General features: G+C 68.9%; 18 protein-coding genes. 6 read left to right on the top strand and 12 right to left on the bottom strand.

The genetic code is table 11. The features are described from left to right. Positions 1 to 134 precede the first annotated feature (134 nt). The 5 genes from ftsH to dacB all read right to left on the bottom strand — a co-directional run bounded on the left by ftsH (position 135) and on the right by dacB (position 7,139). Positions 135 to 2,162 (bottom strand): ATP-dependent zinc metalloprotease FtsH, encoded by a 2,028-nt coding sequence (gene ftsH / locus KVT44_RS26725; protein WP_099921345.1) that lies wholly within the window; start codon positions 2,160 to 2,162, stop codon positions 135 to 137. Positions 2,163 to 2,360: 198 nt separating this feature from the next. After that, positions 2,361 to 2,921, bottom strand: coding sequence for a hypoxanthine phosphoribosyltransferase (hpt, locus tag KVT44_RS26730; protein WP_054237479.1), 561 nt, complete (start codon positions 2,919 to 2,921; stop codon positions 2,361 to 2,363). Positions 2,922 to 3,080: 159 nt separating this feature from the next. Next, on the bottom strand, positions 3,081 to 4,088 hold the full coding sequence (tilS, locus tag KVT44_RS26735) for a tRNA lysidine(34) synthetase TilS (RefSeq protein WP_099921346.1): 1,008 nt from the start codon (positions 4,086 to 4,088) through the stop codon (positions 3,081 to 3,083). A gap of 192 nt (positions 4,089 to 4,280) precedes the next feature. Beyond that, positions 4,281 to 5,405 carry a zinc-dependent metalloprotease gene (locus tag KVT44_RS26740; protein WP_075032450.1) on the bottom strand — a complete coding sequence of 375 codons (1,125 nt, stop codon included), beginning with the start codon at positions 5,403 to 5,405 and terminating at the stop codon, positions 4,281 to 4,283. A gap of 120 nt (positions 5,406 to 5,525) precedes the next feature. Beyond that, positions 5,526 to 7,139 (bottom strand): D-alanyl-D-alanine carboxypeptidase/D-alanyl-D-alanine-endopeptidase, encoded by a 1,614-nt coding sequence (gene dacB, locus KVT44_RS26745; RefSeq protein WP_217569195.1) that lies wholly within the window; start codon positions 7,137 to 7,139, stop codon positions 5,526 to 5,528. 79 nt (positions 7,140 to 7,218) lie between these two features. On the opposite strand from dacB, the gene KVT44_RS26750 reads away from it, so the two are divergent. Next, on the top strand, positions 7,219 to 7,710 hold the full coding sequence (locus KVT44_RS26750; RefSeq protein ID WP_054237475.1) for an inorganic diphosphatase: 492 nt from the start codon (positions 7,219 to 7,221) through the stop codon (positions 7,708 to 7,710). Between the two features lie 118 nt (positions 7,711 to 7,828). Further along, on the top strand, positions 7,829 to 9,469 hold the full coding sequence (locus KVT44_RS26755) for a threonine/serine exporter ThrE family protein (protein ID WP_217569197.1): 1,641 nt from the start codon (positions 7,829 to 7,831) through the stop codon (positions 9,467 to 9,469). A gap of 120 nt (positions 9,470 to 9,589) precedes the next feature. On the opposite strand, the gene KVT44_RS26760 is transcribed toward KVT44_RS26755, so the two are convergent. Then, positions 9,590 to 10,600, bottom strand: coding sequence for a DedA family protein (locus KVT44_RS26760; protein WP_217569199.1), 1,011 nt, complete (start codon positions 10,598 to 10,600; stop codon positions 9,590 to 9,592). A 166-nt stretch (positions 10,601 to 10,766) separates the two neighbouring features. Between KVT44_RS26760 and KVT44_RS26765 the strand changes: the two genes are divergently transcribed. Continuing rightward, the gene (locus tag KVT44_RS26765; protein WP_190171369.1) at positions 10,767 to 11,132 is read left to right on the top strand and encodes a YbjQ family protein; all 366 of its coding nucleotides are present in this window, start codon (positions 10,767 to 10,769) and stop codon (positions 11,130 to 11,132) included. Between the two features lie 73 nt (positions 11,133 to 11,205). On the opposite strand, the gene KVT44_RS26770 is transcribed toward KVT44_RS26765, so the two are convergent. After that, on the bottom strand, positions 11,206 to 11,973 hold the full coding sequence (locus tag KVT44_RS26770; protein WP_217569201.1) for a MerR family transcriptional regulator: 768 nt from the start codon (positions 11,971 to 11,973) through the stop codon (positions 11,206 to 11,208). 129 nt (positions 11,974 to 12,102) lie between these two features. Between KVT44_RS26770 and KVT44_RS26775 the strand changes: the two genes are divergently transcribed. Both KVT44_RS26775 and KVT44_RS26780 read left to right on the top strand, forming a co-directional pair. Beyond that, positions 12,103 to 13,368, top strand: a complete 1,266-nt coding sequence (locus tag KVT44_RS26775; protein WP_217569203.1) for an ion channel protein — start codon at positions 12,103 to 12,105, stop codon at positions 13,366 to 13,368. A 137-nt stretch (positions 13,369 to 13,505) separates the two neighbouring features. Further along, a complete protein-coding gene (locus KVT44_RS26780; protein WP_217569204.1) occupies positions 13,506 to 14,912 on the top strand; it encodes a glutamate decarboxylase in 1,407 nt (468 codons plus the stop codon). A gap of 23 nt (positions 14,913 to 14,935) precedes the next feature. Here the strand turns inward: KVT44_RS26780 and KVT44_RS26785 are convergent, their stop codons facing one another. The 4 genes from KVT44_RS26785 to KVT44_RS26800 all read right to left on the bottom strand — a co-directional run bounded on the left by KVT44_RS26785 (position 14,936) and on the right by KVT44_RS26800 (position 18,755). Continuing rightward, positions 14,936 to 15,577, bottom strand: a complete 642-nt coding sequence (locus KVT44_RS26785; RefSeq protein ID WP_190171228.1) for a PadR family transcriptional regulator — start codon at positions 15,575 to 15,577, stop codon at positions 14,936 to 14,938. Positions 15,578 to 15,614: 37 nt separating this feature from the next. Then, positions 15,615 to 16,151 (bottom strand): DinB family protein, encoded by a 537-nt coding sequence (locus tag KVT44_RS26790; RefSeq protein WP_075032458.1) that lies wholly within the window; start codon positions 16,149 to 16,151, stop codon positions 15,615 to 15,617. Positions 16,152 to 16,281: 130 nt separating this feature from the next. Further along, on the bottom strand, positions 16,282 to 17,742 hold the full coding sequence (locus KVT44_RS26795) for an aldehyde dehydrogenase family protein (RefSeq protein ID WP_217569206.1): 1,461 nt from the start codon (positions 17,740 to 17,742) through the stop codon (positions 16,282 to 16,284). Between the two features lie 188 nt (positions 17,743 to 17,930). Further along, positions 17,931 to 18,755: a helix-turn-helix transcriptional regulator gene (locus KVT44_RS26800; protein WP_054237466.1), complete on the bottom strand. Its 825-nt coding sequence runs from the start codon at positions 18,753 to 18,755 to the stop codon at positions 17,931 to 17,933. A gap of 337 nt (positions 18,756 to 19,092) precedes the next feature. Between KVT44_RS26800 and KVT44_RS26805 the strand changes: the two genes are divergently transcribed. Next, positions 19,093 to 19,611 carry an ATP-binding protein gene (locus KVT44_RS26805; RefSeq protein WP_067374357.1) on the top strand — a complete coding sequence of 173 codons (519 nt, stop codon included), beginning with the start codon at positions 19,093 to 19,095 and terminating at the stop codon, positions 19,609 to 19,611. A 124-nt stretch (positions 19,612 to 19,735) separates the two neighbouring features. On the opposite strand, the gene KVT44_RS26810 is transcribed toward KVT44_RS26805, so the two are convergent. Beyond that, the gene (locus KVT44_RS26810; protein WP_060896084.1) at positions 19,736 to 20,005 is read right to left on the bottom strand and encodes a DUF397 domain-containing protein; all 270 of its coding nucleotides are present in this window, start codon (positions 20,003 to 20,005) and stop codon (positions 19,736 to 19,738) included. Between the last annotated feature and the right edge of the window lie 556 nt (positions 20,006 to 20,561).

Below are 20,561 nucleotides of genomic sequence, written 5' to 3' on the forward strand. Positions count from 1 at the left end.
CGTTCCTGTGGATCTTGCGCGTGCTGGTCGACGCGTCCAAAACGTGCGGTCGTGCCAAAATGCCGCGCCCCCCAGGCTAGAACCTGGGGGGCGCGGCATCCATTCCGGGCCTGGTGGGGCCACCGGGAGCCGGATCAGCTCTCGGAGCGATCCTCCGGAGCCACTTCCTTCGCCGGGACGGACTCCGTCACATTGGCGATGGCCGGCGTCGATCCGTTCGCCCCGTTCGTCAGCGACAGCTCCTTGGGGGAGAGCACCGGCGGGCGGGTGGACGGGGTGCGCCGGGAGGAGCCGGTCCACGCGGGGCGGGCCGGGCGCTTGTGGATCGGAGCGAAGATCTCGGCGATCTGCTCCTTGCTCAGCGTCTCCTTCTCCAGCAGCTGGAGCACCAGCGCGTCGAGGACGTCGCGGTTCTCGACCAGGATCTCCCAGGCCTCGTTGTGCGCGTTCTCGATGAGCTTCTTGACCTCTTCGTCGACGAGCGCGGCGACCTCTTCCGAGTAGTCACGCGGGTGCGACATCTCCCGGCCCAGGAAGGGCTCGGTGTTGTCGCCGCCGAACTTGATCGCGCCCAGCCGCTCGGTCATGCCGTACTGCGTGACCATCGCGCGGGCCGTTGCGGTGGCCTTCTCGATGTCGTTCGCAGCGCCCGTGGTCGGGTCGTGGAAGACGAGCTCCTCGGCCGCGCGGCCGCCCAGCATGTAGGCCAGCTGGTCCAGCATCTCGTTGCGCGTCGTGGAGTACCTGTCCTCGTCCGGCAGGACCATCGTGTAGCCGAGGGCACGGCCACGCGACAGGATCGTGATCTTGTGGACCGGGTCGGAGTTCGGAGACGCCGCCGCGACCAGGGCGTGGCCGCCCTCGTGGTACGCGGTGATCTTCTTCTCCTTGTCCGACATGATCCGGGTCCGCTTCTGCGGGCCCGCGACCACGCGGTCGATCGCCTCGTCCAGCATGGAGTTGTCGATCAGCTTCAAGTCGCTGCGGGCCGTCAGAAGCGCGGCCTCGTTCAGCACGTTGGCGAGATCGGCACCCGTGAAGCCGGGGGTGCGACGGGCGACGGCCGAGAGGTCGACGTCCTGCGCGACCGGCTTGCCCTTCTGGTGAACCTTGAGGATCTCCAGACGGCCCTGCATGTCCGGGCGGTCGACCGCGATCTGACGGTCGAAGCGGCCGGGACGCAGCAGCGCCGGGTCGAGGATGTCGGGCCGGTTCGTGGCGGCGATGAGGATCACACCGCCCTTCACGTCGAAGCCGTCCATCTCGACGAGCAGCTGGTTCAGCGTCTGCTCGCGCTCGTCGTGACCACCGCCGAGGCCGGCGCCACGGTGGCGGCCGACCGCGTCGATCTCGTCGACGAAGACGATCGCCGGAGCGTTCGCCTTGGCCTGCTCGAACAGGTCACGGACTCGGGAGGCACCGACACCGACGAACATCTCGACGAAGTCGGAACCCGAGATCGAGTAGAAGGGAACGCCCGCCTCGCCCGCGACAGCGCGTGCGAGCAGCGTCTTACCGGTTCCAGGAGGCCCGTACAGGAGCACACCCTTGGGGATCTTCGCCCCGACGGCCTGGAACTTCGCCGGTTCCTGGAGGAACTCCTTGATCTCCTGGAGCTCCTCGACCGCCTCGTCCGAGCCCGCGACGTCCGAGAACGTCGTCTTCGGGGTGTCCTTGGTGATGAGCTTCGCCTTGGACTTCCCGAAGTTCATGACCCGGGAGCCGCCGCCCTGCATCTGGTTCATCAGGAACAGGAAGACGACGACGATGAGGACGAAGGGAAGCAGAGACAGCAGGATGCCGAGGAACGGGTTCTGCTTGGACGGCGAGACCGTGTAGCCGTCCGGAATCTGCTTGTTCTGGAACTTGTCCTGGAGTGTGTTGGCGAGGTTGACGCCCTGGTCACCGATGTAGCTCGCCTGGATCTTGGAGCTGCCGGAGACCTTCTGGCCGTCCTTGAGCTGCACCTTGATGACCTGCTCGTCACCGGTGGTCAGCTTGGCCTCTTGGACCTTGTTGTCATTGATCGCCTGGACGACCTGGCCGGTGTCCACTGTCTTGTAGCCGCCGGACGAGCCGACGACCTGCATCAACACGACCACGGCAAGGACGGCCAGCACGATCCACATGACCGGCCCACGGAAGTATCGCTTCACGTCCATCCATACGGAGCGGTGCCGCCCCGTCCCTCCTGCCATAGTGAGTTTGATAAAGACTTTTAAAGACTGTTCTTCGGACGGTACCCCAGCATTGTCACCCGAAGCTGCAGGGGACGACTGGGAATCCCTCCCACGCATGCTCCAACGGCGCGAAACCCGCTGGGGTTCCCGATCGTCTTACGAGGAGTGGGACCCGGAGGTTCAGCCGCCGTAGACGTGAGGCGCGAGCGTACCGACGAACGGGAGGTTGCGGTACTTCTCCGCGTAGTCGAGGCCGTAGCCGATCACGAACTCGTTCGGGATGTCGAAGCCGACCCACTCCACGTCGATCGCGACCTTGGCCGCCTCCGGTTTGCGCAGCAGCGTGCACACCTTGAGGGAGGCCGGCTCGCGGGAGCCGAGGTTGGAGATCAGCCAGGACAGGGTCAGCCCGGAGTCGATGATGTCCTCGACGATCAGGACGTGCTTGCCCTTGATGTCGGTGTCGAGGTCCTTGAGGATCCGCACCACACCCGAGGACTGGGTGCCCGCGCCGTACGACGACACCGCCATCCAGTCCATGGTGACGGGGGTGGACAGCGCACGCGCGAGGTCCGCCATGACCATGACGGCGCCCTTGAGGACACCGACGATCAGCAGGTCCTTGCCCACGTACTCCGCGTCGATCTTCGCAGCCAGCTCAGCCAGCTTGGCGTCGATCTCTTCCTTGGTGATGAGCACCGACTTGAGGTCGGTGCCCATGTCTTTCGCGTCCACCCGCATCACTTTCGGTCGTCCGGTCCCACTTTTTTCGGGCTCGTTCACCTACGGGGCGCCGATGTCGCTCCCCTTCGGCTCGCTCGCTCGGCCGCCCGGACCGCCCGCGACCCGAGTCAGGGGTCCCGGAGAGCCGCGTGAGCGGTCCCGATGGAGGGTCCGGTTTCAGCCTTGCCGAATCACCAGTCTGCCACCCTGTCGCTGAGCGACGACTTTGCCCGGGAGATTGATGGCTCCCTGACCGCGCCAGCCGGTGATCAGCCGGTCGACTTCTTCGATGTGGCGGGCGAACAGCGAACCGGCCGGGGCGCCCGCCTCGATGGCGGCGCGGCGCAGGATGCGGCGGCGTACGGCGGGCGGCAGCGCGTAGAGCTTCGCGCACTCCAGGAGGCCCGCCGTGTCGCGTACGGAGGCCTCGGCCTGGCGGGCCCAGGCGTCGAGGGCGTCGGCGTCGTCACGGGACAGCTGTGCCGTCCTGGCGAGGGCCTCGACGACTCCCTTGCCGAGCGCCTTCTCCAGGGCGGGCAGGCCCTCGTGGCGCAGCCGGGAGCGGGTGTAGGCCGGGTCGGCGTTGTGCGGGTCGTCCCAGACGGGCAGCGACTGGACCATGCAGGCCTTGCGGGCGGTCTGCCGGTCCAGGTGCAGGAACGGTCGGCGGTAACGGCCGCCGGCCCCCGAGACCGCGGCCATGCCGGACAGGGAGCGGATGCCGGAGCCGCGGGCGAGGCCCAGCAGAACCGTCTCGGCCTGGTCGTCACGGGTGTGGCCGAGCAGGACGGCGGAGGCGCCGTGGCGCTCGGCGGCGGCGTCCAGGGCGGCGTACCGGGCATCGCGGGCGGCGGCCTCGGGGCCGCCGTCGCGGCCCACGGTGACGGCGAGGGACTCGACGGGGTTCATGCCGAGCTCGACGAGGCGGGAGACGACGTCGTCGGCGCGCAGATCGGAGCCGGGCTGCAGACCGTGGTCCACGGTGATGCCACCGGCGCGGATGCCGAGTTTGGGGGCTTCGAAGGCGAGAGCCGAGGCGAGCGCCATGGAGTCGGCGCCGCCGGAGCAGGCGACGAGGACGAGCGGGGAGGACTCGCCTGGGGGACGGGTGTGGTCGGTGAGGACGTCGTGGAGTACGCGGCGGACCGCCAGGCGTATCGCCGCGACCGCAGGATGGGGACCCATGTCCGGTTCCCTTCATGAAGTTTTCGGGGGGTGAGCCCGAGTCTGGTCACACAGAGTGTGTAGATGGTGACAGAAACGGGCCGTTCCCCGAGCATTGCACGCCTACCGTTGGCTCACGGTCCCTCGGACGGGTGATTGGAGGGGCGTTCACCTGCCGTCGGCCGAATTCGTTTCACGACCTTGCCGTAGGGTTCACGACTCCGCCTTGCGGTGCACCCTCGCGACCCAGTCCGCCGGTTTGGCGATCTCCGTCTTGGTCGGGAGGGTGTTCGGGGAAGTCCACACACGGTTGAAGCCGTCCATGCCCACCTGGTCGACGACCGCGCGCACGAACCGCTCACCGTCCCTGTACTGCTTCAGTTTGGCGTCCAAACCGAGCAGCTTGCGCAGGGCGAGGTCGAGCCGCGAGGCCCCCTTGGCCCGGCGCTGCTGGAACTTCTCGCGGATCTCGCCCACGGACGGGACCACGTCCGGACCCACGCCGTCCATCACGAAGTCCGCGTGGCCCTCCAGGAGGGACATCACGGCGGTGAGGCGGCCGAGGATCTCCCGCTGGGCCGGCGTCTGCACGATCTCGACCAGGGACCGGCCCCCGTCGTCCTCCTCGCCCTCGGGACGGCCGCCCGCGAGCGACTGGGCCGCCTCCCTGATGCGCTCCAGGACCGTCATGGGGTCGACCTCGGTCTCGCCCAAGAAAGACTGGATTTCGCCCTCCAGGTGGTCGCGCAGCCAGGGCACGGCCGTGAACTGCGTACGGTGCGTCTCCTCGTGCAGACACACCCACAGGCGGAAGTCGTGGGGCTCCACGTCGAGTTCGCGCTCCACGTGGACGATGTTCGGCGCGACGAGAAGGAGCCTGCCGCCGCCGTTCTCACCCGCCGGGAGTTCCCTCGTCGCCGGGGCGAAGGTCTCGTACTGCCCGAGGACGCGCGACGACAGGAACGACAGCAGCATGCCCAGCTCCACGCCGGTGACCTTGCCGCCGACGGCGCCGAGGACGGCCCCGCCCGGGGTGGTCCCCCGCCGTTCCTGCATCTTGTCCAGCAGGGGCTTCAGGAGCTCCCGGAACCCCGCGACGTTCGCCCGGACCCAGCCCGGGCGGTCCACCACCAGGATGGGGGTGTCGTGGATGTCGTCCGTGCCCATACGAGTGAAGCCCCGGACGTGTTCCTCAGAGGCCTTCGCATGCCGGCGCAGCTCCGCGACGACCTCTCGGGCCTCGTCGCGGCTCACCTCGGGGCCAGGCCGCACAAGCCGTGTCGCGGTCGCCACCGCGAGATTCCAGTCGACCATCTCGGCACCACCGATGCTCGTCATGCGTCAACCGTACGTGAGCGGGTCCAAGTGCGGTGAGGGGTAAGGCGCCGGATGCGCCCGTGCTCCGGGGCGCACGGGGCTCGTGGTACGAGTGGTGCCCAGGACCTGGCCGGACAGGCCCTAACGGCAGCCGCAGCCCGCCAGTGCCGAGGCGGTACGGTCCAGGGCCGACTGGGCCGCCGAGGGGTCGGTCGTGTCGGAGGCCAGGAAGGCGAAGGCCAGCAGGCGGCCGTCGGCGTCGACGACCGTGCCCGCCAGGGTGTTCACCCCGGTCAGCGTGCCGGTCTTGGCGCGTACGAGGCCTGTGCCGGACGCGTCGTCGGCGTAACGGTCGCTGAGGGTGCCCGTGAAGCCCGCGACCGGCAGACCGGTCAGGATGGGCCGGAGTTCGGGGTGGGCGGGGTCACCGGCCTTGACCAGGAGGGCCGTGAGCAGGTCCGCCGTCAGTCTGTCGTCCCGGTTCAGACCGCTGCCGTCCGTGAAGTGCGCGCCGGACAGCGGGAGTCCGAGCTTCTTCAGCTCGCCGTCGATCGCCGCCGCGCCGCCATCGAAGTCGGCCGGTCGGCCGGTGGCGAGGGCGACTTGGCGGGCCATGGCCTCCGCGATGTCGTTGTCGCTGTTCGTCAGCATCCGCTCGATGAGGGCGGACAGCGGCGGCGAGGAGACCGAGGCGAGGGACTCTGAGCGGTTCGTCGCCCTGGAGGGGCCGGGGGTCGTCGTCTTGATGCCCTTGGCCTCCAGCAGCCCCGCGAACTTCCCGGCCGCGGCCGCCGCCGGGTCCGCGGCGCGGGTGACCGGGCCGCTGGCCGAGTCGTCGGTGCGGGCCTCGTCGACCATCAGGGCGCTGACCGGCGCGAGGTTGGGGTTGGTGCCGATGGGGTGCAGGGCGGGACCGGCGTAGAGCGAGGTGTCGTACGAGAGCGTCACCTGGTTCAGATGACGGGCCTTCAGGGCGGTCGCCGTCTCGTCGGCCAGGGTGCGCAGGCTCGCCCAGCCCGCCGCCTCCTTGCGGGCGGTCAGCGTGGGGTCGCCGCCGCCGACGAGCACGACCTCCTTGGTGCCGGGCTCCAGGACCGCGCGGGTCTCGATGCGGTGGTCGGCGCCCGCCGCGGAGAGCGCGGCGACAGCGGTGGCGATCTTCGTGGTGGAGGCCGGGGTCTGCGCGTCGTCGGCGCCCTTCCCGTACAGCCGCTTGCCGGTCGCCACGTCGACGACCACGGCCGTGCGCCGCCCGCCGAGCGCGGGGTCGCCCAGGAGCCGGTCGAGGGTGCTCGTGAGGGCCTTCTGGGTGGGTGCGGGCACCGAGACGGTGGAGCCGCCGAGACCGGTCAGCACGGAGGCGGCGCTGGGCGCGGGCTTCGGCGCCGTGGGGGACGTATCGGAACTGCGCCCGTGATCTGCGCCACCCTCCCCTTCTCGCGATGCGGCCCAGTCGCGCTCGGCCGTACGCTGACCGGAGGAGTCCCAGGGGCCGGCGAAGGCCACCGCCCCGGCCGCGAGTGCCAGGCCCGCGGTGGCGGCGACGGCTGTGAGCCGCGGGGTCGTGAACTTCACGGAACGCGGCCGCACGGCTTGAGCAGCCCGCACCACATGCGGTCGCACGGACTGCGCAGCCCTCGTCACACGCGGCTGCACGGCCTGCGCGACCCGCGTCACATGCGGCTGCACGGTCCGCTTGATCCGCACCACATGCGGTCTCGCGGCCCGCCAAGCCCTCAGCTCTGGCACGACCACCAGCCCCTTTCGCGATCACACACCTGCGTGAGGGACACTTAACCACCAGAACTATGTGTTGATCATGGAGGAGCCACCGGTGGAGTTCGACGTCACGATCGAGATTCCGAAGGGTTCGCGGAACAAGTACGAGGTGGACCACGAGACCGGTCGGATCCGCTTGGACCGTCGACTCTTCACCTCGACCAGCTACCCGGCCGACTACGGCTTCGTCGAGAACACCCTCGGCGAGGACGGCGACCCGCTGGACGCGCTGGTCATCCTGGACGAGCCGACCTTCCCGGGCTGCCTCATCCAGTGCCGCGCGATCGGCATGTTCCGCATGACGGACGAGGCCGGCGGCGACGACAAGCTGCTGTGCGTCCCGGCGCACGACCCGCGTGTGGAGCACCTGCGGGACATCCACCACGTGTCGGAGTTCGACCGCCTGGAGATCCAGCACTTCTTCGAGGTCTACAAGGACCTCGAGCCCGGCAAGTCCGTCGAGGGCGCCAACTGGGTCGGCCGCGCGGAGGCCGAGGCCGAGATCGAGCGTTCCTACAAGCGCTTGAAGGAGCAGGGCGGTCACTGATCCCTCCTGAGCCCCGCGGGCCGCGTGACCCCTCCTGGGGTGGCGCGGCCCGTTCGCGTATCCGTGCGCATACTGGGGCGTACGGAAGGCGCACGGTCGGCAACAGCGGGAGTGGTGGGTGACGGAGGCGGAGGACCGCAAACCGCAGTCGGACGAGGCGAGGAGTGCCTTCGCGCAGCCGGACGGCGTGGCACCGGCGGTCGAGGACGAATCGGGGACCACGTCGGAGTTCGCGGTCCCCAAGGGGCTCGTGCCGCCCGAGACGGCCGGCACCGAGTCCGAGGGGTCGGCGTTCAGCACCCCGCGCACCTACAGCGCGAAGCACGCCCCGCCCGCCTTCACACCGGCGACCGGCGTCCCCGTGGTCAGCCTAACCAAGGACGTGCCCTGGCAGGACCGGATGCGCACGATGCTGCGCATGCCGGTGGCCGAGCGTCCGGCACCCGAACTGCTGCACAAGGAGGACGAGGCCGGCCCGGCCGTCCCCCGCGTGCTCGACCTGACGCTGCGCATCGGCGAGTTGCTGCTCGCGGGCGGTGAGGGCGCCGAGGACGTGGAGACGGCGATGTTCGCCGTCTGCCGCTCGTTCGGCCTGGACCGCTGCGAGCCGAACGTCACCTTCACCCTGTTGTCCATCTCGCACCAGCCGTCCCTGGTGGACGATCCCGTGACGGCCTCCCGGACCGTACGCCGCCGGGGCACCGACTACACACGGCTCGCGGCCGTCTACCGGCTCGTCGACGACCTGAGCGACCCGGAGACCGCGTTCTCCCTGGAGGAGGCCTACCGGCGCCTCGCGGAGATGCGGCGCAACCGGCACCCGTATCCCGGCTGGGTGCTGACCGGCTGCACCGGGCTGCTGGCGGGTGCGGCCTCGGTACTCGTGGGCGGTGACGCGATCGTGTTCGTCGCCGCGGCGCTCGGCGCGATGCTGGGCGACCGGCTGGCCTGGCTCTGCGCGGGGCGCGGGCTGCCGGAGTTCTACCAGTTCACGGTGGCCGCGATGCCGCCGGCCGCGATAGGTGTCGCGCTCCAGCTCGCGCACGTCGACACGAACTCGTCCGCGGTGATCACCGGTGGACTGTTCGCGCTGCTGCCCGGGCGGGCGCTCGTCGCGGGCGTCCAGGACGGGCTGACCGGCTTCTACATCACCGCGTCCGCGCGCCTCCTGGAGGTCATGTACCTCTTCGTCGGCATCATCGTCGGCGTCCTCATCGTGCTCTATTTCGGCGTGAAGTTCGGCGCCGCGCTCAATCCGGACCAGGCGCTCAGCATCTCCGAGCGGCCCCTGCTGCAGATCGCCGCCGCCATGCTGCTGTCGCTGACCTTCGCCGTCCTGCTCCAGCAGGAACGATCCACCGTGCTCGCGGTGACCCTCAACGGAGGCGTCGCCTGGTCGGTGTACGGGGCGATGCACTACGCGGGCGGTATCTCGCCGGTCGCCTCCACCGCCGTCGCGGCGGGCCTGGTGGGCCTCTTCGGGCAGCTGCTGTCCCGCTACCGGTTCGCGTCCGCGCTGCCGTACACGACCGCCGCGATAGGGCCCCTGCTCCCAGGGTCGGCCACTTACTTCGGGCTGCTGTCGATCGCCCAGAGCAACGTCGACAAGGGCCTGGTGTCGCTCTCCAAGGCCGCGGCGCTCGCCATGGCCATCGCCATCGGCGTGAACCTGGGGTCGGAGATCTCCCGGCTGTTCCTGCGGGTGCCGGGGGGCTCCGCCGGGGGGCGCAGGGCCGCGAAGCGGACGCGGGGGTTCTGAGCGTCGGGCGCCTACGAACTCGGTGCTGTTCGCAGGACGGCGGCTGCGGGTTCGTTGTGGCTGGTCGCGCCCACGCGGCGGAGCCGCATATGTCACAGCCCCGCGCCCCTTTCGGGGCGCTCAGTTGCCGTACGGGTATTGCTGGTAGCTCTGGTCCTGGTTGCCGTAAGGCTGCTGCTGCGGGTAACCCTGCTGGGGCGGGTAGCCCTGGCCCTGGTCGTAGTTCGGGTCGTAGTTCGGGTCGTAGTTCTGACCGTAGTTCTGGTCGTAGCCCTGGCCCTGGCCCTGGTAGTAACCCTGGTCCTGGTTGCCGTACGGCTGCTGGGGCTGCCGCTGCGGGTATCCCTGGGCGTACTGGTCCTGCTGGTGCCGGTCCTGCTGGTACGGGTCGTGGCTCTGCTGCGGCTGGTGCATGCGCAGCGGGCGCGTCGCGTCGTCCATGGCGGGGGGCGTGGGCTGCTGCTGGTAGGCGGCCGGACCCTGGGGGGCCTCCGGCTCCGGCGGGTTCTTCTTGGCCTTGGAGCGCGCCCGCAGGAACTCGATGGCGATCGGGACCACCGAGACGAGGACGATCAGGATCAGGATCGCCTCGATGTTGTTCTTGACGAAGTCGATCTTGCCGAGCCAGGAGCCGAGCAGCGTGACGCCCGCGCCCCACAGGACACCACCGATGATGTTGAAGGTGATGAAGGAGCGGTACTTCATGCCGCTGACGCCCGCGATGATCGGCGTGAAGGTGCGCACGATGGGCACGAAGCGGGCGAGGACCAGGGACTTGGGCCCGTACTTCTCGAAGAACTCGTGGGCCTTGACCACGTTCTCCTGCTTGAAGAGGCGGGAGTCCGGGCGGGTGAAGAGCGAGGGGCCGACCTTCTTGCCGAACAGGTAACCCGCTTGGTCGCCGAGGACCGCGGCGACGCAGATCAGGGCGACGGCCCCCCACAGCGGGAAGTCCAGCTGGTTCGACGCGATCAGCAGACCGCAGGTGAACAGCAGCGAGTCACCCGGCAGGAAGAAGCCGATCAGCAGGCCGGACTCGGCGAAGACGACGAGCAGCAGGCCCCAGATGCCGAAGTTGTCCAGGAGCGTGTTCGGATCCAGCCAGCTTGGACCAAGGGCAAGCGTCGTCACGGTTCCGGGCTCCTGAGGGGTGAAGGAAGAGTACGGCGGTCCTGGGACGGCAGTACGGCAGCACATCAGTACTGTCGGCCAAAGCTATCAACGCACAGTGTCCGTGCCAGGTTCCATCAGTGCCCCCAGGATGCACTGTGTGCCCACTGGGACAAAGCTGTGGGCCATGGGCATCGATGAATACGGAGGCGGCCAGGGACCCCGGTCGGACGTCCTGGTCGTGACGACGAACGACGCGCCCGGCTACCGCGTCCACCAGGTCATCGGCGAGGTCTTCGGCCTCACCGTACGATCCCGGCATCTGGGCAGCCAGATCGGCGCGGGCCTGAAGTCGATGATCGGCGGCGAGCTCAAGGGGCTCACCAAGACCCTCGTGGAGACCCGCAACCAGGCCATGGAACGACTCGTCGAGCAGGCACGCGTGCGGGGGGCGAACGGCGTGCTGATGATGCGGTTCGACGTGACCGAGGCGGCGGACGTGGGCACGGAGGTGTGCGCGTACGGCACCGCGGTGGTCCTGGTGAAGGAGTAGGGCGCGACCGGCCGTAGAACCGGAATCCGGTAAGGGGCACCCGCAGGGGCGGGTGCCCCTTACCGTCTTGCCGTCAGGCTTCCTGGGAGTGCCGGGCCGCGTTCGCCGTGATCGCGTCCCTGAGGTGCTCGGCGAGACCCGGGCGCATGGAGTCGTAGTACGCCTTGAAGCGTTCGTCGGACACGTACATCACGCCGAGGCAGCCGTGGAGCTCGTACGAGCAGTCGTAGAACCACTTGCCGATGTGCTGCCGGTGTTCCTCGGCCATGTCCATGGCCCGCTCGCCGGTCGCGGGTTCGCCCGCTTCCATGAGGGCGTCGTAGCGCTCGCCCCAGGAGGCGACCTCGGCCTGGATGCGCTGCCAGTCGTCCTTGGTGTAGCGGGCGGCGCGGCGCTGTGACTCGGCGTACTCCGCCGTGCCGCCCCACCGCCGTTCGGCCTCCTCCGCGTGCTCCTCGGGATCCTTGTCCCCGAAGACCTCGAACTTCTCCTCGGGCGTGAGGTTGATGCCCATCGTGCGTGCCTCCATGGCGTGCTCCACGGCCGCGGCCATCTTCTGCAGCTTCTCGATCCGGGCGGTCAGCAGCTCGTGCCGGTGGCGCAGGTGCGCGCGCGGGTCCGCCTCCGGGTCGTCGAGCAGGGCCGCGACCTCGTCGAGCGGGAAGCCCAGCTCCCGGTAGAACAGGATCTGTTGCAACCGGTCGAGGTCGGCGTCGCTGTAGCGCCGGTGCCCCGCGTGGTTGCGCTCGCTCGGAACGAGCAGGCCGATCTCGTCGTAGTGGTGCAGGGTGCGCACCGTGACCCCGGCGAAACCGGCGACCTGGCCCACTGAGTAGCCCACTTCCGCTCCTTCCTCGGTACGCGTCCCACCATCAGCCCTCACGCCACGTGAGGTGCAAGCCGGAATTCCCAGGCGCCGGAGCGCACCCTTCGGGGTGTTGTGCGGCTTTTGCCCGCTTAAGGTGTGGCCGTGAGCACCGATGCGTCCACGTCGACCCCCTTACGGCGTCTACTGCCGTTGATCGTGCCCTCCGTGGTGGTCGGTGTGGCCGCGGCGCTCGTCCTGCTGGGCGTCAGCCTGCTCGCCGACCGGTTCAAGGACGTCCTGTGGGAGACCCTTCCGGACGCACTGGGCGTGGGCCGCTACTCCGTGCTGTGGATGGTCGTGATGCTCACGGCGACCGGCATCGCGGTGGGTCTGGTCGTGTGGAAGGTACCGGGGCACGCGGGGCCGGATCCGGCGACCACGGGCCTGGTCGACGCTCCCCTGCCGCCCCGCGTTCTGCCCGGGCTGCTCGTCGCCACCGTCCTGACGCTGGCGGGCGGGGTGAGCCTGGGCCCCGAGAACCCGATCACGGCCGTCAACGTGGCCCTCGCCTACTGGCTCGGCACCCGCGTGGTCCCGGGCTCCGCCGTGGGGCTGTGGGTGGGCCTGGCGGTCGCGGGCACGATCGGCGCCCTGTTCGGTACGCCGGTGGCCGCCGCGCTGATCTTCTCCGAGGTACTGGCCGGGCAGCCGGGGCCCGGCGCCTTCTGGGACCGGCTGCTGCCGCCGCTGCTCGCGGGCGGCACGGGCGCGCTCACCATGGTGCTGCTGGAGCACCCGAGCTTCGACCTCGCGCTGCCCGCCTACGGAGGCCCCCACTGGGGCGACCTGCTGAGCGCCCTGGTGGTCGCCTCGTTGGCCGCGGCGATCGGGATGACCGCGGTGTGCGCCCTCCCTTACGCCCACGGCGCTTTCTCGCGGCTCAGGCACCCCATGGTGGCGCTTCCCGTGGGCGGTCTCGTCCTGGGGCTGCTGGGGGCGCTGGGCGGGCCTCTGACGCTCTTCAAGGGCCTGGATGAGGTGAAGACCCTCGCGGCGAACCCGGAGGGCTGGTCGGCGGGCCGGTTCGCGCTGATGTTCGCGGTGAAGCTGGCCGCGCTGCTGGTCGCCACCTCGTGCGGCTTCCGGGGCGGCCGGATCTTTCCCTCCGTGTTCGCCGGGGTAGCTCTCGGGCTGTGCGCGCACGCGTTGGTACCGCAGGTGAATCCCACGCTCGCCGTGATGTGCGCGGTCCTGGGTGTGCTCCTGGCCGTCACCCGGCAGGGCTGGATCAGTCTGTTCACCGCGGCCGTCCTGGTGGCCCAGCCTGCCGTGCTGCCCGTGCTGGTGCTGGCCTCGGTACCGGCCTGGCTGATCGTCACCGGACGCCCGCAGATGCAGCTGCGCGCCAACGGGAGCGCGATCCGGTGAACCGACAGGCCCCTCCGATCCGATGAACCAGTGGAAACCCGATCCGATGAACCAGTAGGACCCCCGATCCGCTCAACCAGTAGGACCCTCCGATCAACCAGTAGGACCGTCCGACCGCCGACTCGATGGGAGATCCCATGCCGCTCCACCAAGGTCCCGAGAAGCCCGACGAGCGACCGGTGTCCGTCAACCCCTTCTTCGGGGAGGCGAATCCGGTCGGGGGCATGACCGAGGCCCCGCCCAAGCACCGGCTTCCGGACGGGCCGCTGCCACCCAACACCGCGTATCAGGTCGTCCACGACGACCTGATGCTGGACGGGAACGCGCGGCTGAACCTCGCCACCTTCGTCACCACCTGGATGGAACCGCAGGCGGGGGTGCTGATGGCCGAGTGCCGGGACAAGAACATGATCGACAAGGACGAGTACCCGCGCACCGCCGAGCTGGAGCGCCGCTGCGTGGCGATACTCGCGGACTTGTGGAACGCGCCGGATCCGGCGTCCACCGTCGGCTGTTCGACGACCGGATCGAGCGAGGCGTGCATGCTCGCCGGCATGGCGCTGAAGCGGCGCTGGATGCAGCGGAACGCGGACCGCTACCCCGGAGCGCGCCCCAATCTCGTGATGGGGGTGAACGTCCAGGTGTGCTGGGAGAAGTTCTGCAACTTCTGGGAGGTCGAGGCACGCCAGGTGCCCATGGAGGGCGACCGGTTCCATCTCGACCCCCAGGCGGCGGCCGAGCTGTGCGACGAGAACACCATCGGGGTCGTCGGCATCCTCGGCTCCACCTTCGACGGGTCCTACGAGCCGATCGCCGAGCTGTGCGCGGCCCTCGACCAGCTCCAGGAGCGTACGGGCCTGGACATCCCCGTCCATGTCGACGGCGCGTCCGGCGCGATGATCGCCCCCTTCCTCGACCCGGACCTGGTCTGGGACTTCAGGTTGCCGCGCGTGTCCTCGATCAACACCTCGGGCCACAAGTACGGGCTGGTCTACCCGGGCGTCGGCTGGGCGCTGTGGCGGACCGAGGCCGACCTGCCCGAGGAACTCGTCTTCCGGGTCAACTACTTGGGCGGCGACATGCCGACCTTCGCCCTCAACTTCTCCCGTCCGGGCGCGCAGGTCGTGGCGCAGTACTACACGTTCCTACGGCTGGGCCGGGAGGGCTTCCGGGCCGTGCAGCAGACGACCAGAGACCTGGCCCGCGGGCTCGCCGAGCGGATCGAGGCGCTGGAGGACTTCCGACTCCTCACCCGGGGCGACGAGTTGCCCGTCTTCGCTTTCACCACGGCACCCCATGTGACCGCGTACGACGTCTTCGACGTGTCCCGGCGCATGCGGGAGAGCGGCTGGCTGGTGCCCGCGTACACCTTCCCGGCCAACCGGGAGGACCTGTCCGTCCTGCGTGTGGTGTGCCGCAACGGCTTCTCGGTGGATCTCGCCGACCTGTTCATCGAGGACCTGAGCCGGTTGGTGCCCCAACTGCGCAGGCTGCCGCATCCGCTGACCCAGGACAAGGAGGCGGCGACGGGCTTCCATCACTAGGGGCTGTCCGGCCAAGGGCGTGGCTACTCCTGGTCGCCGGGGTGCGGGGTTCCCGTGGCGTACGGGTTCTCCTCGCCGTCCACCAGGACGCCGACGAAGGGTTCGCCCTCCCCGGCGAAGGTGTACGCGCCGCCCTGGATGCGCTCGATCAGGCCCCGGGTCCACTGTGCGCCGGAGTCGGCGGAGTGGACCCAGAAGTTCATGATCTCGCCGATGTGGCCGAGCTGTCCGGGGCCGTCCTCGGGGGTGTAGTACCCGGTGACGGACTTGCGCCACTCCTCGATGGCGCGCACCCGCTCCTGGAGGAGTTCGAGGGTCTCCGCACGGCGGAGGTCGACCATGAAGCCGAGCGCGGCCGAGAGGACGTCCGGTTTCTGGTCGTACGCGGTCAGCGACCGGCGCAGCAGCGTGAAGTACTCCTCGGCGCCCTGGTCCGTGATCTCGTACTCGGTGCGCGGCGGGCCGCCCGCCGTGGACGGGGCGATCTCGTGGGCGAGCAGCAGTCCCTGTTTCGCCATCTGCTTGAGCGCGTGGTAGATCGAGCCGGGCTTGGCGTTGGACCACTCGTGCGCGCCCCAGTACTCGAGGTCGTTGCGCACCTGGTAGCCGTGGGCCCGCCCGTGCTGGCGGACGGCACCCAGCACCAGGAGACGGATCGCTGACATGCGGTCCAGGTTATGGGGGCAGATGGGGGCGCGAAGGTCAACCCTCCTGCGCGCGGGCGACCAGCTCGAAGGCGGTGGCGCCGTCCAGGGACTCGCGGATGATGTCGGCGTGGCCGGCGTGCCGGGCCGTCTCGCGGATCAGGTGGAGCGCCACCCAGCGCATCGAGACCCGTTCCCGGGGGAACCAGGGGGCTTCGGGCAGTGCGAAGGTCTCGTCGAGGCTGGGCACCGAGCGGATGAACGCCTCCGTCTCGGCGGCCACCTTCTCCCAGTACGCGAGCTGCGACTCGACGGTCTCGTCGCCGACGAGCGCGAAGCACTCGTGCCAGGTCGACTCGTCCCGCTCGACGGCGGGCGGCTCGCCCTTGGCGCGGGCGATCCAGGCCTGCTCGGTCTCGGCGACGTGCTTGAGCAGCCCGGCCAGGGACAGTTCGCTCGCGCTCGGCCGGCTCGTGGCCTGTTCCGGCGTCAGGCCGATCAGGGCCCGGCGGATCCCGCCGCGCTCGGCCTCCAGGAAGGAGAGCAGTGCTCCGCGCTCGTCGCCGCGAGTCTCCGCCGAAACGTGAGTAACCATGATCGCCGCCTTTCATCGGTCCACCTGCCTGGCATCCCCTGCCTGACACCGACGAACGTACGGGTCCTTGCGGTCAGCTTCTGTCCGCAAGGACCCGATGGCGACGAACAGTCTCCGAACGGAACAATCCCTAGAACGGGAAGAAGCTGCGGCCGTGCTGGACCGAGATCCACTTCTGGGTGGTGAAGGCGTCGACGGTCGTCTCGCCGTTCAGGCGGCCGATGCCGGAGTGCTTCTCGCCGCCGAAGGGGACCAGCGGCTCGTCGTGGACGGTGCCGTCGTTGACGTGGAACATGCCGGTGTCGATCTGCTTGGCGAAGGCGACACCGCGCTCGACGTCGGCGGTGTGCACGGCGCCGCTGAGCCCGTACGGGGTGTCGTTGACGATGCGGACGGCCTCCTCCTCGCCGTCGAAGGTGACGAGGAGCGCGACCGGGCCGAAGATCTCCTGCCGGAGGATGGCGGAGTCGGCGGGCAGGTCCGTCAGGACGGTCGGCTCGACGAGGTTGTCGGTGGTGGCGCCGCGCACCAGGGCCGTGGCGCCCTCGGCGATCGCCTGGTCGACCGCGTTGGTGAGCGAGTCCGCCTGGGAGGAGTTGATGACCGGGCCGATGATCGTCTGGGGGTCGCTCGGGTCGCCGACCTTCAGCGTCTTCACCTTGGCGACGAACTTCTCGGTGAACTCGTCCGCGATCGAGCGGTCCACGAGAACGCGGTTGGCGGCCATGCAGACCTGGCCCTGGTGGACGTAGCGGCTGAAGACCGCCGCGTCGACGGCGTAGTCGATGTCCGCGTCGTCGAGGACCACCAGGGCGCTGTTGCCGCCGAGCTCCAGCACCGCGCTCTTGAAGTGCGAGGCGCAGACGGTGGCGACGTGGCGGCCGACCTTGTCGGAGCCGGTGAAGGAGATGACCTTCGGGACGGGGTGCTCGATGAAGGCGTCGCCGATCTCGGCGATGTCGGTGATGACGACGTTGAGCAGACCGCCGGGCAGGCCCGCGTCCTCGAAGATCTTCGCCACCAGGGAGCCGCCGACGATCGGGGTGTTCTGGTGCGGCTTGAGGACCACGCCGTTGCCGAGCGCCAGAGCCGGCGCGACGGACTTCAGGGAGAGCAGGAAGGGGAAGTTGAAGGGGCTGATCACGCCGACGACACCGACGGGGACGCGGTAGAGGCGGTTCTCCTTCCCGTCGATCGGCGAGGGGAGGATCTTGCCCTCGGGGCGCAGCGCCAGCTGGATCGACTCGCGCAGGAACTCCTTGGCGAGGTGGAGCTCGAAGCCCGCCTTGAGGTGGGTGCCGCCGAGCTCGGCGATGATCACCTCGGTGATCTCGGCCTCGCGCTCCTCGATAATGCGCAGGGTCTTCTCGAAGACGGCGCGACGGGCGTACGGGTTGGTCGCGGCCCATTCCTTCTGGGCGCGCCGGGCGGCGAGGTAGGCCTCGTCGACCTCGTCGACCGTGGCTATGGTGATCGACGCCAGCTTCTCGCCGTTGTACGGGTTGAAATCGATGATGTCCCAGGAGCCGGTGCCCTGGCGCCACTCGCCGTCGATGTACTGCTGGGCCAAGTCGGTGAAGTAGGACGACATGTGCTCCCTCAATCCCCTTGCTGCCGAGGCAGACATCCGAGTCTGAGTCAGCAGACACATCCGATCAACGTCTGATCAGACGTCATCGTACTTGCGTCCAAAGGGAGTTGGAGAGCACCTCCGAAGAGTCCACGAAGACTCACAGGCGAACAGACCGTGAAGACTCGCCGGAGGCGGTGGGGAGAAGGTCAGGAGAGCTGGAGCAGTCCCCGCAGCAGATCGCGGCTCTCGGAGGGCCCGGGACTGTCCTGCTGCAGCTGCTTGAGCGCGCCTTCGTACTGGGTGACGTCCTCGCGTTTGTCCAGGTAGAGCGCGCTGGTGAGCTGCTCCAGATAGACGACGTCCGACAGGTCGGACTCGGGGAAGCTCAGGATGGTGAAGGAACCGCTCTCGCCCGAGTGGCCGCCGAAGCTGAACGGCATGACCTGAAGTCGTACGTTGGGACGCTCCGACACCTCGATCAGATGCTGGAGTTGCCCCCGCATCACCTCGCGGTCGCCGTAAGGGCGGCGCAGCGCGGCCTCGTCGAGGACGATGTGGAACTCCGGGGCCTTCTCGGAGACGAGGTACTTCTGCCGCTCCAGGCGCAGCGCGACGCGCCGCTCGATGTCGGCGGGCGAGGCGCCCCGCATGCCGCGCGCGACGACCGCGTGGGCGTAGGCCTCCGTCTGCAACAGGCCGTGCACGAACTGGACTTCGTACGACCGGATCAGATGGGCCGCGCCCTCCAGGCCGACGTAGGTCGGGAACCAACTGGGCAGGACGTCCGAGTAACTGTGCCACCAGCCCGCGACGTTGGCCTCCTTGGCGAGGGAGACGAGCGATGTGCGCTCGGCCTCGTCGGTGATGCCGTACAGCGTCAGCAGGTCCTCGACGTCGCGCGTCTTGAAGCTCACCCGTCCCAACTCCATGCGGCTGATCTTCGATTCGGAGGCACGGATCGAGTAACCGGCCGCTTCCCGGGTGATTCCGCGCGACTCCCGCAGGCGCCGCAGATGTGATCCCAGCAGCATGCGCCGCACCACCGAGCCGCTCGACTCACCAGCGCTCACGTTCGTCCGCCTCCCCAACCGTCTTCAAGGGCCGAAGTCTGCCACTAAAACACTTCAAGCTGTACTCGTTCAGTTACAGAAACGGAAAGACTCCAAAGGGGCCACACAGGAAAAGATCAGTAGAGGGTCAACAAGCGGGAAGAAGGTGACAGAAGAAATGACCAAGAAAGGGTAGAGGAAGGTCTAATTCGGGCGCGTGCACGTGCATCTGCCCTTGCATCTGCTGTACGCATTCGGAACCATGGTCCTCGCGCCACCGCTGCATCGCAACGACCGCGAACACCCGGGAGTGCCTCGCATGGGGACGAATGGATCGACCATGCTCGAGCCCTTACGGCAGGGACTTCCGCCGCTCGACCCCGCGGCTGTGTCCAGCGCCGCTTCCTGCGCCCTGCCGGCGCGCTACGAAGCGGTGCGCGAAGCTCGGCAGTTCACCCGCAGAACGCTGGACCAGTGGGACATCGGTGAGCGCTTCGACGATGTCTGCCTGGTGGTCTCCGAGCTCGTGACCAACGCCCTGCGGCACGCGCTGCCCTCGGACACACCCCGTTCGGACGACCAAGGCCCGCCCGTGCGGCTGCACTTGATGCGGTGGACCTCACGTCTGGTGTGCGCGGTGCGCGACCCCAGTCACGACAGTCCGGTCGCGGGCGACTCGGAGGACTTCTCGGCGGAGTCGGGCCGGGGCCTGTTCCTGGTCGACTCGTTCGCCGACAGCTGGGGCTGGCACCCGCTCGCGGGCACGCTCAGCGGCAAGGTCGTATGGGCGCTCTTCAGGCTTCCGCAGCCGGCCGTCGGCGGGGTTTCGACCGAATAGAGAACCGCGGCGCTTTTTGGCGCCGCGGTTCTACGCGCGTTACGCGCCGCGAGAAGGTCGTTGCCGTCAGTTATGCCGGTTGCCCCACCCGAAGGCGCGCCCGGGTGTGCGGTGCCGACTCACGTCAGCCGGCAATCAGGTGGTCGAACTCGCCGTCCTTGATGCCCAGGAGCATGGCTTCGATCTCGGCGCGGGTGTAGACGAGCGCGGGCCCTTCCGGGAACCGCGAGTTCCGCACCGCCACGTCGCCTCCGGGCAGCCTCGCGAACTCCACGCAGGAGCCCTGCGAGTTGCTGTGCCTGCTCTTCTGCCAGGCCACCCCGGTCAGCTCGGTCGCAGCCATGCCGTTGTACACGTCATCCAGGTCATCCACGTCGTACACGTCGTGGTCCACAAGTCGCTCCCCGGTCGTGCAGTGGCCGATGTGGCCATTGATGCAGTGGCCAACTGCCCCGGATCATAGCTCTGTTCATGTGCAGATGCATGGGCAGATGCACGTGCACGGGGGGTGGTCCCACGGTTACAGCTTTTACCGCCATTTGACTACCGAGTGTTGACCGCCCGACTACTGCCTGGTACTCGCCGGGCTGCATCTGGTCCAGCGTCTGCCCTGGAGAACGCATGCCATGCGCTCTCCAGCCCCCGTGCATGATCTTCTACGCCATCATCCGTGCTGGGTCGTCCGGGTCGAATCCCTCATGCAATAAGAAGAGACGCGTACCGGGCCCTTCGAGTTTCAACGTTCACGTAATGGCCCAATCCGGAGGGTCGCCGGATCGACGTCCACCCACCGGACGCCCGGCATCCGTTCCGGCTCGTATGCGAGAATCCGCACGTCGACGGTGCCGGAGAAGCGGATCGTCCTCCCGAGCGGGGGCAGGGCTCTGTCCGGGGCGGGGTTCATGACTTGCCGCCGCCGGGTTCAGTCTCGGCCTCGGTCCCGGCTTCGG

This window comes from Streptomyces sp. GbtcB7, assembly GCF_019091445.1.
Taxonomy (GTDB): Bacteria; Actinomycetota; Actinomycetes; order Streptomycetales; family Streptomycetaceae; genus Streptomyces; species Streptomyces mirabilis.